General features: G+C 54.7%; 16 protein-coding genes. All 16 read left to right on the top strand.

Annotated elements, in window-relative coordinates; genetic code table 11:
* The first annotated feature begins 47 nt into the window (after window positions 1-47).
* The 16 genes from BU251_RS07740 (at window position 48) to hypE (ending at window position 14,601) form a co-directional block, all read left to right on the top strand.
* Window positions 48-680 carry a TIGR04076 family protein gene (locus BU251_RS07740; RefSeq protein ID WP_128700587.1) on the top strand — a complete coding sequence of 211 codons (633 nt, stop codon included), beginning with the start codon at window positions 48-50 and terminating at the stop codon, window positions 678-680.
* Between the two features lie 161 nt (window positions 681-841).
* Window positions 842-2,107, top strand: coding sequence for a beta-ketoacyl-[acyl-carrier-protein] synthase family protein (locus tag BU251_RS07735; RefSeq protein WP_128700585.1), 1,266 nt, complete (start codon window positions 842-844; stop codon window positions 2,105-2,107).
* A complete protein-coding gene (locus tag BU251_RS07730) occupies window positions 2,107-3,345 on the top strand; it encodes a beta-ketoacyl-[acyl-carrier-protein] synthase family protein (protein ID WP_128700583.1) in 1,239 nt (412 codons plus the stop codon). Before BU251_RS07735 ends, BU251_RS07730 begins: the two co-directional genes overlap by 1 nt.
* Before the next feature lie 223 nt (window positions 3,346-3,568).
* Window positions 3,569-3,802, top strand: coding sequence for an acyl carrier protein (locus BU251_RS07725; RefSeq protein ID WP_128700582.1), 234 nt, complete (start codon window positions 3,569-3,571; stop codon window positions 3,800-3,802).
* A 35-nt stretch (window positions 3,803-3,837) separates the two neighbouring features.
* Window positions 3,838-4,230: a hypothetical protein gene (locus BU251_RS07720; RefSeq protein WP_128700580.1), complete on the top strand. Its 393-nt coding sequence runs from the start codon at window positions 3,838-3,840 to the stop codon at window positions 4,228-4,230.
* Window positions 4,227-5,033 carry a cyclase family protein gene (locus BU251_RS07715; protein ID WP_128700578.1) on the top strand — a complete coding sequence of 269 codons (807 nt, stop codon included), beginning with the start codon at window positions 4,227-4,229 and terminating at the stop codon, window positions 5,031-5,033. The genes BU251_RS07720 and BU251_RS07715 overlap by 4 nt, the downstream gene beginning before the upstream one ends.
* 99 nt (window positions 5,034-5,132) lie before the next feature.
* Window positions 5,133-5,576 carry an SRPBCC family protein gene (locus tag BU251_RS07710; protein WP_128700576.1) on the top strand — a complete coding sequence of 148 codons (444 nt, stop codon included), beginning with the start codon at window positions 5,133-5,135 and terminating at the stop codon, window positions 5,574-5,576.
* Window positions 5,577-5,830: 254 nt separating this feature from the next.
* Window positions 5,831-6,925: an MFS transporter gene (locus tag BU251_RS07705; protein ID WP_164908924.1), complete on the top strand. Its 1,095-nt coding sequence runs from the start codon at window positions 5,831-5,833 to the stop codon at window positions 6,923-6,925.
* Window positions 6,922-7,695: an SDR family oxidoreductase gene (locus BU251_RS07700; RefSeq protein WP_128700572.1), complete on the top strand. Its 774-nt coding sequence runs from the start codon at window positions 6,922-6,924 to the stop codon at window positions 7,693-7,695. Before BU251_RS07705 ends, BU251_RS07700 begins: the two co-directional genes overlap by 4 nt.
* A 12-nt stretch (window positions 7,696-7,707) precedes the next feature.
* On the top strand, window positions 7,708-8,391 hold the full coding sequence (locus BU251_RS07695) for a carbohydrate binding domain-containing protein (protein WP_128700570.1): 684 nt from the start codon (window positions 7,708-7,710) through the stop codon (window positions 8,389-8,391).
* 61 nt (window positions 8,392-8,452) lie between these two features.
* The gene (locus BU251_RS07690) at window positions 8,453-9,373 is read left to right on the top strand and encodes an amidohydrolase family protein (RefSeq protein WP_128700568.1); all 921 of its coding nucleotides are present in this window, start codon (window positions 8,453-8,455) and stop codon (window positions 9,371-9,373) included.
* 162 nt (window positions 9,374-9,535) lie between these two features.
* Entirely contained in the window at window positions 9,536-11,023 is a 1,488-nt protein-coding gene (locus BU251_RS07685; RefSeq protein ID WP_128700566.1) for a B12-binding domain-containing radical SAM protein, read from the top strand.
* Between the two features lie 26 nt (window positions 11,024-11,049).
* A complete protein-coding gene (locus tag BU251_RS07680; RefSeq protein WP_128700564.1) occupies window positions 11,050-12,192 on the top strand; it encodes a Kae1-like domain-containing protein in 1,143 nt (380 codons plus the stop codon).
* Between the two features lie 95 nt (window positions 12,193-12,287).
* Window positions 12,288-12,521, top strand: coding sequence for a HypC/HybG/HupF family hydrogenase formation chaperone (locus BU251_RS07675; RefSeq protein WP_128700562.1), 234 nt, complete (start codon window positions 12,288-12,290; stop codon window positions 12,519-12,521).
* Complete coding sequence (hypD, locus tag BU251_RS07670) at window positions 12,518-13,603, top strand: hydrogenase formation protein HypD (protein ID WP_128700561.1); 1,086 nt, start codon at window positions 12,518-12,520, stop codon at window positions 13,601-13,603. Before BU251_RS07675 ends, hypD begins: the two co-directional genes overlap by 4 nt.
* On the top strand, window positions 13,600-14,601 hold the full coding sequence (gene hypE / locus BU251_RS07665) for a hydrogenase expression/formation protein HypE (RefSeq protein WP_128700559.1): 1,002 nt from the start codon (window positions 13,600-13,602) through the stop codon (window positions 14,599-14,601). Before hypD ends, hypE begins: the two co-directional genes overlap by 4 nt.
* Window positions 14,602-14,603 lie beyond the last annotated feature (2 nt).

The raw sequence follows: 14,603 nt of genomic DNA, 5'->3' as shown, positions 1-14,603 counted from the left end.
AGGCTGTGCGTTTTTTGAGGGGGCCTCGAGGAGACAGGGAGTTTAAGATGGAAGAGAAAAAACAGACATTTGGGGCGCTGCGGCGGAGACTGCGGATGAAATTCTGCCGCTTGCGCGCGACCGTCGTCAAGAAAGAAGGATTTTGTTATCACCACTATGAGGTGGGCAACCAGTTTGTTTTCGAGGATTTTACCCATCCGCAGAAAGATTTCTGTCTGGGGGCGGTGCATTCGATGTTCCCGGCGATGTATGCCTTGACTTTCGGTGCAGAGTTCCCTTTTATGGAAAACACGCGGTCTTTGCGTACGACGTGTCCGGACGGAAAGAAAGTGGAATTTTTGATCGAAGTCATTGATGAACAAGGAAATGTTTTGGCGAAGCCCCGAAGCGCGGCACCCGCGGGCCCGAACCCCAAGACCATGGACATCGAAATCAAGGAGTGCACAGGCAAGTGTCATTATGGCTACGAGATCGGCGACAAGATCCGTGTCAAAGGGCTCAAGTGCCCCGACGGCTTTTGCGGGGCGGCCTATCATATGATGTTCCCGACGCTGTTTGCATTGAATTTCGGGGCGTCATATCCGTTCATGGAAAACCCGGATTCATTGGATACGCTGACGTGTCCCGACGGCGGCCATGTTGTTTTCAAATTGACGAGAGTGGAAGAAAAAGACAAATAGCGCGTCAATAATCAAGCTCCAAGATGCAATCTCAAACAATAACCAATCACCAAGATTCAATAATCAAACAGCGCTGTTGTTTGTTTGATCATTGGTGATTGGGATTTGGAATTTGCTTGGGATTTGTTTCTTGGTCACTGGTGATTAAAGGAGTGTTTTTCATGAAGAGACGAGTTGTGGTGACAGGCCTGGGTGTCATATCGCCCAACGGTATCGGAAAAGAAAATTGCTGGAAGGCCATGGTCGGCGGCGTTTCCGCCGTGCGCAGGGTCGATATGTTTGATGTCTCGATGTTCCGCACGCGGATCGCCGCTTATTCCAAGGAGTTCAATCCGTTCGAGCTGGGCTTGAATGAAGAAGAAGCGGAGCGGATGGACCGCTATGTGCAGTTCGCGGTCGTGGCGGCCCAGATGGCGGTCAAAGACGCCAAGCTGGATTTTTCAAAGATCAACAGGCAGCGCGCCGGCGTAAGCCTGGCCAATGCCATCTGCGGCACCAAATACATGGAAGAAGAATTCGCGCTGGTGACGGATAACGGCAAAAATCCCATCGATCCCCGCCTTGTGCGGCCTTACCTTTATGATGCCTCCATGTTCAATACGCCTTCGGCCGAGATTGCCGCCAAATACCATCTCAATGGTATCTGCAATACGATATCGACCGGATGCACGGCTGGGACCGATTCCATGGGGTTCTGTTTTGAAACGATCGCCGACGGTGACGCGGATATCATGATCGCGGGCGCCTCGGAAGCGCCCCTGACGCCCATCACCTTCGGCGCCTTTGACGTGGTGAGCGTCTTGTCCGCCAGGAACGATGAGCCGGAGAAGGCCTCGCGGCCGTTTGACAACAAACGCGACGGCTTTGTGCTTTCCGAAGGATGCGGCATTCTGGTCTTGGAAGAACTTGAGCATGCTAAAAAGCGAGGGGCGCATATTTATTGCGAGATCATCGGTTACGGCACCTGTAATAACGCTTTCCACATGACGGACCTTCCGGCCGACGGCCTGGCCATGGCGAATTGCATCACGCTCGCGCTCAAGGACGCCCGGATCGCGCCCAAGGATATCGATTACGTCAATGCGCACGGTTCCTCGACGCGGATGAACGACGTCTTTGAGACCAATGCCTACAAGATCGCCCTGGGCGAAGAGGCGTATCGCATACCGATCAGTTCGCTCAAATCCATGATCGGCCACCCCTTGGCGGCGGCCAATGCCATCGAGATGGTGATGGCCTCCATCATTTTCGAGCGCAACCTGATTCCTCCGACGATCAACCAGGAGGTGCGCGATCCGCAGTGCGACCTGAATTACATTCCTAACAAAGCGATTGAGAAAAAGGTGGACTTGATCCTGAAGACATCGAGCGGATTTTCCGGGATCCATTCGTCTCTGGTCATGAAGCGTTACCAGGAGGGTCAATAATGAAGAAGATCGCCATCACAGGTATCGGCATCGTTGCTCCCTCCGGGATAGACAAGAAGGTCTTTTGGGCCAATATCAAGGCCGGCCGTTCGGAGATCAAGACCATCGACCGTTATGACGCACAGCTGTATCCGTCGCACATCGGCGGCCAGATCCACCAGCTTGACGCCTACTCGCATATCTCTTCGCGCCTGCTCCAGAAGATAGACCCGTTTTCCCATATGGCCCTGATCGCCTCCGAGATGGCCCTCAAGGACGCGGGTATCGACCTGACCAAAGAGAACCTGAACCATATCGGCATCTTCATGGGCAATGCCCTGGGCGGGTGGCTTTACGGAGAGACCGAGTTGCGCGACCTTTATATCGAAGGGCGCGAAGGGGTAAGCCCTTACATGGCTTCGGCATGGTTTCCGGCGGCGCCGCAGGGGCAGGTTTCCATTTATTACGGCATCAAAGGGTATTCCAAGACCGTCGTCTCCGACAGGGCGAGCTCATTGATGGCCATCGGCCACGGGGCCAAGGTGCTGGGTAAGGACAAACTGGATTTTATCCTCGCCGGAGGCATGGAAGCGCCCTTGTCGCCCTACGGTCTATTGTGTTGCAATACCAACGGCGACTTGTCTGTGGATAACGAACATCCCGAGTCCGCGTATAAGCCGTTCGATAAAAACAGGGCTGGTTTTGTCGTCGGAGAAGGCGCCGGCATTATGATTTTTGAGCCGCAGGAGCGGGTTCAGGCGCGTGGCCGCAAGCCTTACGGTTATATCACGGGATACGGTACGACCTGCGACGGCGTGGACAGGATCAAGGCGAATCCCGACGGCAAAGAGCTGGCGCGCGCCATCCGCATGGCCTTGGATGACGCCGGCTATAAGCCGCAGGACATCGATTACATTTCTTTGGACGGCGCGGCGACCATAGAAGGCGATGTGAGCGAAGCCGCGGCCATCAAAGATGTTTTCGGCAGCCGCGCGGCGCATCTGCCTGTCAGCGCGCCCAAGACCATGTTCGGCAATCTTCTGGGGGCGTCGGGCGCCGTCGACATCATCATCACCTTGCTGGCCATGGAGCATAGCCTTATTCCTCCTACGCTGAACCTTAAAGATGTGGATCCCCGTTGCGCGGGGCTGGATTATGTGAGAGAAAAGGCCCGGCCGGCCGAGATTCATAAGGCGCTGGTGATTTCGCGAGGACGCGGCGGGATCAATGCGGTCGTCGCTTTGGAAAAAGTCAAATAAGGACTTAAGTTGTGGAGCAAGGCGAACACAACTTAATGTCCGCATTTGACCCAGCACCAATTTTACTAACAAGTTTAGATGTAGAGATAAACGTTGGTGTTGGGGGACAGGTTGTTGCGATATAGAAAAGTATATCAGTAAAATTAGTGCTGGGTTTAATTCGCGCAAAACAATTTACGTTCACTATCGTTCCGTAAATTCTGCGCTCATTAAAGGAGGCTAGATGGACACGAAAGGAAAGGTGAAGGACGTCGTCGTGAAGTTGCTTAAGGTCAGGCCGGAAGAGCTTAAAGAAGGCCAGACCCTTGAGCAGAGCCTGGGCGTCGATTCGACGGAGATGGTCGAGGTCTGCATTGCCCTTCAGAAAGAATTCGGCGTGCAGCTCGGAGAGAAGGAAGTGACGAAATACCAGACGCTTGACCAGATCGCCGGCGTCATTAATAAAAAGAAAGGTTGATCGGTTTCGCTATATCCAAGGCCAGGAGGCGGGTGATGGATACGGTCCTTCAGGAACAGTTGTTGAGATGGCGCAGGGCGAACCGCAGGTTGTTTTTCTGCGGCTGGGCGCTTATCGCCTGTGTTGTTTTTTCCTGGATTTTTCTGGCGTTTTCCAGCCAGCGTCTGCAGGCTTATCTTTTGAGACCCGGCGCAGAGGAGCGGGTGATCTTGAGTAAGCTGGATACAGCCGGGCCGCTTTCTCTCCGCGAGAAGAAACTGTTGGCTGTGACGAAGACGTTGATCATCGCGCCAAGGGCGATCCTCAAGGTCCTCACGATCCGTTTTGCCCAGACGCTGACGATGGTGATGGGGATTTTTGTTCTTGGCTTTTCCGTCTGGGAACGGAAAAAACTGAACCTGTTGCAGAAATTGGTTGAGACGAAATGAAGATCATTGATTTGAGCCTTCCTATTGACGATACGCTGGCCGAGACCCATGCGGCAAGGATCGACAGGATCGCGCATGCCGAGGGTGTCGAGCATTTCAATGAGATCGTGATGGCCAGGCAGCCCGGCGGCAAAGAGCGTTTCCGGAAAGGTGAGCGGGCGGCGATGCCGGAGGAGGTTCCCGACGGCGAGATGCTCTCTTTGGAGATCGTCCACGCCTCCGTTCATATGGGCACGCATGTGGATGCGCCGTTCCATTACGGTTCGAAATGCCAAGGCAAACCCGCCAGGAAGATCGCCGACCTTCCTTTGGAATGGTGCTATGGTGCCGGGGTCGTCTTGGATTTTACGCACCTGAGATACCCGCAGAACATCGCGAAAGCTGATGTCGTCGCCGCCCTCAAGCGTATCTCCTATAGGCTCCAAAAAAATGACATTGTTCTTATTTATACGGGAGGGGACAAACTCGTGGGGACGCCGGACTACGTCAACAAATATGTCGGCATGCTTCCCGACGCCCTGGAATACATCCTGGACCAGGGTGTCAGGATGCTCGGCATCGACACGATCGGCTTGGACCGGCCATGCTTCGAGATGTTTAAGGAATTCCTGGACACCAAGGACAAACAGAAGATCTGGCCCTGCCACTTTTTGGGGCGCAAGCGCGAATATGTCCACATGGAACGTCTGGGCCACCTGGGAGACATCCCAAAGCCCTTCGGTTTCAAGGTGTGCTGTTTTCCCGTCAAGGTGAAGGATGCGGGCGCCGGCTGGACGCGGGCCGTTGCGATCATAGAAGAGTGAGAGAAGAAAGGCCCCTCGCCTCTGCGATAGACGTCAGGGAGGGGAGGGCTCGGGGTCAATTTCAGACAAACACATTCAGCAGAAATTGAGGGGTTTATTATGGGATATACCTGCAATTCGATCACGATCAAAGCGCCTTATGAGAAGATATTCGATATCTCCAACGATATCCCAAGATGGACGGAGTTGTTCGGCGGCGAGTATAAAGAGGCCAGGGTCGTCAAAAAAGAGGCCAGCAAGATCGTCTTCCAGCTGACGGACGACGAGGGCCGTTCTTGGCAGTCCTTCAGGCTCCTGTTCAAAAAGGATTATTTTACGTACGCCGAGAGGCTAGACCCGAAATTTCCCTTTGAGTACATGAAGATCATCTGGCTCTATACGCCGACTCCCGACGGCGTCATCTTGACCTGGATCCAGCATTTCACGATGGACAAGAAGGCCAAGTTCAATGACGAGCAGGTGGAAGGGTTCATCAATAAGCACTCCAGGGAGAACCTGGAAATTTTCAAAAGAGTGATAGAAAAAGAAGCTGCACAAGTTTAATTCCGAATTCCAAATGATGAATGTCCAATAAATGTCGAATGACGAATGGCCAAAGTTCGGGGGCTTCGTTATTTTGATCTTTGACTCTGCGCGGCCTAAGGCTCCGCCCTTTAGGCCGGGGAGCATGGGTTGACATTAAGAATTTATTCGTCATTCGGATTTAGGAATCGGACATTGGCAAATTTAGAGAGGTTGCTATCAAGCGTTCTGATTTTTCGATATTGTGCCTGCAAGGGTTTTGTATCGCGTTTAATGTGGCGTCGGTATCGGCCATCGTGCCGGCCATCGCCTCGGATTTCGGCATCTCTGATTTTGTGGCGGGCCGCATCAACTGGGCCTACATGCTGCCTTACGGCATCATGGCGCTTCTCTACGGCCCTTTGACGCGTGTGTTTGAGAACCGGCATATCGCGGTCGCAAGCCTCTTGTGTTTTTCGATTTTCAGTTTTTTGTCCGGGATCGCCGCCGATATCTCACAGCTTTTTGTCTACAGGTTACTCGTCGGGATGTTTGCGGCAGCCATCACACCGCTGTCTTTGATCTATATCGCGGACCATGCCCCGCAAGACGGCAGGGGTAAAGCTGTCGGGCTGTTTTTCAGTGCGACGTTTATCGCGGATTTAAGCGGGCTTTTTTTGAGCGGTATCATCCCCTGGAGGGCCATGTTTTTTATCCCGGCGGTGCTGGGCGGGATCACGGCTTTTTTGACGGCGCGTCATTTTCCGGCGACGCTTGCCGGCGCGCCTTTCGGTTCCGCCGAGAGGCGGGATGAGGTCGGCATGCGCTATGCCGAGGCCTTCCGGGACCGAGGGATCCTGGCGGCCTTTGCCTATATTTTTTTGATCAGCATGCTGTATCACGGCGTGCGGCAGTGGCTGGGGGTGTATTTTGCGCAAGGATTGGGTCTGCGTCAGTTTTGGGTATCGATGGTCCTGACCATGGCAAGCATCGCCGGCATTTTCGGCGAAGCCATGGGCGGGTTCTTGTCCGACCGCCAGGGGCGTATTCCGACGCTCAAGATGGGCGTTTTCCTGATGGTCCTGTCTTTGGCGATCCTGATCTTTTTTAAGGCCGTGGCCGCCTTGTGCGTCATCCTGCTTATCTGGGGATTCGGCTGGACCATGAACCATGCCGGGCTCTCGACGCATTTGACGGATTTGAACAAGCACTACATCAAGGAGATCTCGAGTCTCAACAGTTCCGTGCGGTTCGTTTCCGGCGGACTGGGCGTGATCGCCGGCGGCTGGGTCATGCAGAGGGGGTTTGCGCCGGGTTTTGCCGTTTTTGCGGTTGCCTTGTTTTTGATGTATCTTCAAACAGATAAAATTTTAAAAAAGGAGTTGGCATGACGTCATTAAAAGGGAAAGCGGTCATCATTACGGGCGCCAGCCGCGGCATCGGCCGGGCCATTGCCGAGAGCCTGGCGAAAGAAGGCGTGAATCTTGTGATTGCGGCCAGAGGCAAGGAGACGCTGGAGGCGACAGCCGCCCAGATCGCCAAGGCTTACGGCGTCAAGGTCTTGGCCGTGCCTTGCGACGTCAGCAAGCAGGCGGACCTGGAGAACCTGGTCAATGTTTCGATCAAGGAATACAAAAAGATCGATGCGCTCATCAACAATGCCGGCGTTTCCAGCCAGTATCCGTTCCACGAGCAACCCCTCGAAGACATCGAGAAGCTTATGTATACTAACTTTTTCGGCTACGTCATGCTGACGCGTCTGATCATCAATCATTTTGTCGCCAACAAGGGCGGGGCGGTCATCAACATGGTTTCCGGATCGACCATGGTCGATCCGCCGCCGCGGAATTTCATCGTCTATACCTCGTTGAAGTGGGCCCTGCGCAAGTTCGGCAAAGGGCTTTTCTGGGAGATGCGCGATTACGGCATCAAGGTGACGTCGTTGTTGCCCGGCGTGACGGATACGGAACTGACGGGTAAGCTCAAGGACGTCTCCGAAGACCGCAGCCGTCTTATGTCGACGGAGGCGATCGAGAATGCGGTCAAGTTCGCCCTGACGGTCCCGGCAAACGTCTGTCCTCTGGAGATCTCGGTCATCAACCAGCAGACGCCGTGGACAAAACCCGTTATTCCGTTGAAACAGAACCATCCGACTAAATAACAAGGAGTCGTTATGTTGATGCATCCATGTGGAAATGTTTGTAAGCGCCGCGCAAGGTTTTTCGGCCATGTTCCGGCGAAAGCGGGACAGTTGTTTTTTTTGTCGGTCCTGCTTGTGGCCGGTTGCGTCCAGGCCCAGGATGCCCCGAAGGCTTTTGTCCTGGATGATTTTGAGGGGCCCATCATCTCGGATCCCAAGGGGACCATTGACGCCGGCGCCGGGAACGGCTCAAGCGTGGCCGTCAGCGCCGATAAGGAAAATAAAAAATCAGGAGAGCAGTCTTTGAAGATCGATTACGACGCCGTCAGCGGCGGATATATCTGGGTGGCGCGGGGATTCAACCTGGATGTGAAAGGGGCCGACCGGTGGACGAAAAAACCGCAGGATATCCCCTGGTCGAGCTATGGCGCGCTCAGTTTTTATCTCTACGGCACGGCGTCGGGGATGCGGATGGCTTTTGATATCAAGGACGCCGGCGGCGAGATGTTCCGTTTTATGGTGACGGATGACACGAAAGGCTGGAAGCAGGTCGTTTGTCCCTTCGACCAGTTTTTCCCTAGGGGCGATTGGCAGCCGCCGACGGCGGATGTTAACGGCGCCCTGGATTTTCCCGTCATGAGTTTTCAGTTCGAGCCGATCGCCATCGCCAAAGGCACGATCGATGTGGATGACGTCAGCCTGGAGCCGTTAAATTGATAGTTTTTTGAGCCTCTTGAGTTAAAAAATTCTATGAACTCAACGAACTTTATGAATCCATATGATTATCGACGCCCATAGTCACTGGTTGCCGCAGGAGATCATAAGCTCCGCCCATTTTTACTCCAAGGCCTGGGGAGATATCGAAGCCCATCTCAAGGCCATGGACGAGGCGGGGGTTGACCGCGCGGTTTTGAGCTATCCGACCTCCGATGCTTTTGTGCGCCTGGGAGGCTTCAGAGAGGTGGCGGAGGTCTTTAACGGGAGCGTGGCCGGAGTCCTGCGTAAATATCCGGAGAGATTCATCGGCGCGGTCGTCCTTCCGGTCGATGAGAAAAAAGGCATGGTCGATACGTACAAGAAGGCGACGGCCGAACAGGGTTTTCGGGCCATTTCTCTTGCGACCAGCACCAACGGCTTATTTTTGGACGACCCGCGGTATTTTGATCTTTATGCCCTGGCGCAGGACGAGGGGGTGCCGGTTTTTGTCCATCCCCAGATCGTCAAGCCTATCGGATCCGAGAAAGTGGAAGATCCCCTCCTGACGCCGGTGATTGAATATGTTTTTGAAACGACCATGTGCGTGGGCAAGCTGCTCATGTCCCAGGTCTTCGAGCGGTTCCCGGAGCTGAATTTCATCTTTGCCTATTTCGGCGGCGTCACGCCTTTTATTGCGCACCGCTATGACGCGACATACACGATGTTGAGGGGTGTCAATTTCGTCCGCGACCTCGGGGACCTCCCCTCGGCGTATCTCAAGCGCATCTATGTGGATACCAGCGGCGACAGAACGGCGGCAAACTACCTGTCGTCCCTGGAGCTTTTCGGCCCCGGCCATATCGTCTGGGGCAGTGATTATCCGGCAAAAAAAGATGTCAAGGGGTCCATGGGGATCCTGCATGACTTGGATATAGCGGAAAAGGACCGCCGGGATATCTTGGGCGGGACCTTGGAGAGGATTTTTCAGGAGGTAAAGTTATAGGGAATAAGCGTTTATCCCTTGTCTCAACGCTTGTCAATTTTTCCAGGGTAGGCCGTCGGCTTCGCCAGGACGGCCATCCGGCAAAAATTTACGGCGCAAGCCGCGGAGTTAATTTTGTAAGGAAGAGAAACCTCAATATAGGCAAAATTAAGGAGGATACGAATGAAGATTTTATTTGTTCAACCGCCGTTGGGCGCCTGGGCGACATGGGGAACGCATAAAGCCATCAATATCGGCCATGCGCAGCTGGCGGGTTTCTTGCGTCAGCATAACCCGGACTTGGAGCTCGCCGTCCTGGATTGCCGCGCCTACGGCCTGACGGAAGCGCAGATGCTCGACAAGGTGGGAGAGTCCGGCGCCGACATCGTTTATCTCGGCGATATTCTGCATACGACCGGAGGATTGGCCGTTGTTTTCATTTACAATGAGGCGGCGCGCAAGATCAAGGAGCGCTATCCTCATGTCAAGATCATCGTCGGCGGCATCTTTTATGCTTCAGCGTCGGAATTTACCATGAAGGAAAATCCGCACCTGGACTTCTGTATCGCAGGGGAAGCGGAGCTGACGTTGAGCGAGTTATTGAAAGAGCTGGTCAAGACCAAGCCGGACATCGCCGGCGTCAAGGGTATCTGCTGGCGCGATAACGGCAAGATCACCCTCAATGCATACCGGCCCCTCATCCAGGACCTGAACACTTTGCCTATGCCGGCCTACGATCTGTTTCCCATGGATGTCTACGTCAGCCATACCTATTGGAAGAATTATTCGGAGACGTGGAATTCCCGCGGGTGCCCGGCGGCCTGCACCTTTTGCTATGAATGGGGCCAGTATGACCCCCGGGGGCATCAGGACCTGAAAAATTACCGCTATCGTTCCGGCAAGAAGGTCGTCGACGAAATGGAGATTTTGTACGAAAAGCACGGCACGCGTGTCATTGTCATGATGGACGATACGTATAATGTTTATCGTTCGCGCGTGGAAGAGACGATCGAGGAGTGTTTGCGTCGCGACAACAAGATGAAATGGATGCCGTTGGGCAGGGCGCCGTATTTTATCCGCGATATCGATTTGTTCAAGGACCTGCGGCGTGCCGGCTGTTTTATGTGCCTTGTGGGCCTGGAAGTCGCCGATGATGAGGAGCTGCGCAAGATCAAGAAAGGCATTACCGTCGAGCAGGTCAAGGAAACAGTGGCGAAACTCAGGGAAGCCGGGATCGCGACGGTGTTGACCTGGATGATGGGCTTCGAGGACGATAACGAAGAGAAGATCAAGGCGCGCTTTGAGGCTGTCGATGAGGTCGATCCGGACATCATCGCCCTTCAGTTTTTGACGCCCATCCCCGGATCGCCGATCTGGGAGGAGGCAACCAAAAAAGGCCTCTTGCGTCTGGAAGACCTCAACAAAAAGATCAGACAGTGGGATTTTCATCAGCCGATCATCCCGACGAACCACCTGACGGTCCCGGAGATAGCGGACCTTGGTTCCTGGGCGTTCCGCGAATTTTATTCAAAACCGGGCCGTATCCAGAGGGCCATGCATAACCGCAATTACGATCCCCTCGTCGGCTTGTGTGTGAGGGATTTCATGAATAACGTGGGCCATTTCGAGAAGGAATCCCACGGCACAAGGTCTTACGTCGGCAAGGAGTGAGCCGCCGGACTCGGGCGCCCTTCGAGATGTTTTCCGTAACGCAGACACCGCTGAAATTTGATGGGGGCCGGCGTATTCTGGCTCTGGGCACGGATACGCGGCCGGGTCTTTGTTGGGTTGACGGAAAAACCCTGTTCCAGTTGTCTCCTCGGCTGGAGGCGGAAGATATCGAGGAATTTTATCGGCAGGCGGTCGCCTTTGCCGTTCGAAGATACTGCGTGCGGCCGGCCGTCATCGCTTTTGATCCTCATCCGCATTTTGCTTGCCGGAGGCTGGCGCCTCTTCTTCAGAAAGAGCTCTTTCCCTCTGCCCGCCTCCAAGCCGTCTATCATCATTGGGCCCATGTGGCCAATGCCGTTTTCGATATGCAAACGCGGCGGCCTTTCATCGGCGCGGCTTTTGACGGAACGGGCTTCGGCGCCGACGGCCGGATGTGGGGCGGCGAATTTTTTTACTGCAGCGCCAAAGGTTTTGTGCGCGCGGGCCACCTGGATTATCAGCCCTTGGCCGGCAATGAAGCGGCGATCCGGGAGCCATGGCGCATCGCATACGGGATCCTCAGGACAGCGGGTGCCGGCCGCACGCCGTTTTCAGGAAAGATCCCTGCCAAAACACTCCGTCTTATCGATCAGATGATCGCCCGGGGGGTTCAGACGCCGCTTTCGTCGAGCGCAGGCCGCCTGTTTGATGCGGCAGCGGCCCTTTTGGGGTTGACTCCGGCGGTCGCCAAACAGGCCCAGGCCGCACAGGCTCTGGAGGCGGCAGCCGCATCCTGCGGTCAAGAGGTGGGCAGCTATGGGATGCCTATCGCCAGGTCGCGCGACGGTTGTCTGGTCCTGGATACAGGGTTTCTTTTTATCGCGATGCAGCGGGATCTGGCGCATCGCATGGCGAAGGAAGCCATCGCCATGAAATTCCATAGTGCCTTGGCGGAAGGCATTTTTTTTGTTTGCAAGCGTCTGGCCCGCAGATACGGCGTGCCCCGCGTCTATGTCTCGGGCGGCGTGTTTTTGAACAGGATATTGACGCAAAAAATTACAGGATTGTTCGGCAAGAGCCGGTTGCGCCTGCTTGTGCCGCCGCCGCCGTTGATGACGGATGCTGCGATCGCACGCGGCCAGATTGGATATTGTCTGATGAGGCGGTCCGGGGTTGATGATAAGAAATAACCATGCAATGACCAATAACCAAATTCAAATTTCCAAATAGTCGCACGTTTGGTTAGCGGTGATTTTTAACATGTACCAGAAAGCGAGTCCGTGATATGTGTCTGGCTGTTCCCATGAAGATCGAGACGATCGGCAAGACGGAGGCGCTTGTGAGCGCTGGCTCCCTGAAGGCGCACGTGAATATCCAGCTTTTGCCGTCTTTAAAGAAAGGCGATTATGTCCTTGTGCATGCGGGATTGGCGATCGAGAGACTCGATCCCTTGAAGGCCAGGGATACGCTTAAGCTTTACCGCGATGTCGCGCGCAAAGGCAGAAAAGAAGAGCCATGAAATATGTCGATGATTTCAGGGGGGCTGAAGCTTGTCTGGCTATGGCGCGCCAGATCAACGCCGCTGCCGCCGACCGATCCTACAGGATCATGGAAGTTTGCGGTACGCACACGGCCGCCATCAGGCGTTTTGGCATCCCTGCCATGCTTTCCAGCCGTATCCGGCTGATTTCCGGACCGGGCTGTCCCGTATGCGTGACCAGCGACGCTTATCTGCGGAATGCATTCCGGATGGCTGCAGATAAAAACGTGACGATCGCGACTTATCCCGACATGTTGCGCGTTCCTGCCGACGGCATGTCTCTTCAGGACCTTAAGGCGAAAGGGGCAGATGTTCGCGCCGTGAATTCCGCTCTGGAAGTTTTGGAGATCGCCAGGGAATCGGAAGGCAGAACGGTCGTTTTTCTGGCCGTCGGCTTTGAGACAACGGCCCCGGCGACCGCTATTCTGGCCCAGAGGGCCCGTCGGGAAAGGATCAAAAATTTGAAGATTTATTCTGCGCACAAGACAATTCCGCCGGCCCTCTTGAGCCTTGGGAGAGATAAGGAGCTTTGTCTCGACGGCTTTCTCCTGCCGGGCCATGTCAGCGTCGTGATCGGTGTGCAGGGTTACCGGCGGGCGATGCGTTCCCTGCGGCTGCCTGCCGTGGTCACCGGTTTTGAGCCGCTGGATATTCTTTCGGCGATATTGACGATCGTCGACGCCGCCCGCCATCGCAAAGCGGTCCTGAGGAACGGTTATGGCCGGGTGGTGAGAGAAGGGGGCAATCCGAAGGCAGTGTCGTTGTTAAAAGAAGTTTTTGTGTCAAAAGACAGCCTGTGGCGCGGCCTGGGCGTAATTCCCGGAAGCGGCTTGTTCTTGCGCAAACCCTATGATTCCCTCGATGCGCGGCGCACTTTCAGCCTGAGGCAAGAGGATGAATGTCGGCTAGACAACGGCTGCCGGTGTGCCGGGGTGCTGACAGGTAAGATCGAGCCATCGGCATGCCGTTATTTCGGCAAACAATGTATCCCTCAGAAGCCCCTCGGCCCCTGCATGGTTTCACGAGAGGGTACCTGCAGGGCGTTTTTCGAGACGCGATGAAAGAATATATCTCCCTTTCCCACGGTTCCGGCGGTGCGCTGACGCAAAAACTCATCCGCGAGATCTTTGCGTCTGCTTTTGATAATGTCTATTTAAGGAAGCTCGACGACGCGTCTGTCGTTGAGCTTCGCGGGGGCCGCTACGCGATGACGACGGATTCTTTCGTCGTTGATCCGATCATTTTTCCCGGAGGAGATATCGGCAAGCTGGCTGTCTGCGGGACTGTCAACGACCTGGCGTCCTGCGCCGCCGAGCCCAGATATCTTTCGGTTTCTTTCGTGATCGAGGAAGGATTGCCTTTCGATGTCCTGGAGTCTGTTGTCTCCTCCATGGCGCAGGAAGCCGGACAGCAACGAGTGTTGATTATCACGGGGGACACGAAAGTCGTGCCCCGCGGCAAGGCCGACAAGCTTTTTATTAATACGACAGGGATCGGTCTGGTGCATAAAACTTTGGAAGCAGGCATGATACGTCCCGGAGACAAGATCCTGATCAACGGGCCGGTAGCGCAGCATGGTGTGAGTGTCCTGGCGGCCCGCCAGGGGTTTGAAGGCCGGGAGAGCCTAAAAAGCGATTGCAAATCCTTATGGCCTATTGTAAAATTGTTACTTCAAGAACATGTGGATGTCCGTTTTATGCGGGATCCGACACGCGGCGGTGTCTCTGCAGTAGCCAATGAGATGGCCCAGTCGAGCGGTTTTTCTCTGGTTCTGGCGGAACGCGACATCCCCGTCACTGCTTCCTGTAAATCTTTCTGCGAAATATTAGGCCTGGAGCCGTTGGATATCGCCAACGAAGGCAAGATGCTCTTTTTTATCGGTGCAAAAGACGCGCATCGCGCCTTAAGGATTTTGAGATCGGTTCCGTCCTGTCGCAGGGCTTCGGTTATCGGCGACGTCTTGTCTGAGCGAAAAGGCAAGGTTTATCTTAAGACAGCGGCCGGGGGATCCCGGATTTTGGGGATGCCGGTTGCGGAAGCCCTTCCGCGGATCTGTTGAGC

The sequence above is a fragment of the Candidatus Velamenicoccus archaeovorus genome, from assembly GCF_004102945.1.
Taxonomy (GTDB): Bacteria; Omnitrophota; Gorgyraeia; order Velamenicoccales; family Velamenicoccaceae; genus Velamenicoccus; species Velamenicoccus archaeovorus.
Note: the sequence above shows the minus strand (reverse complement) of the source record. Positions and strands in the feature narration are given on the sequence as shown.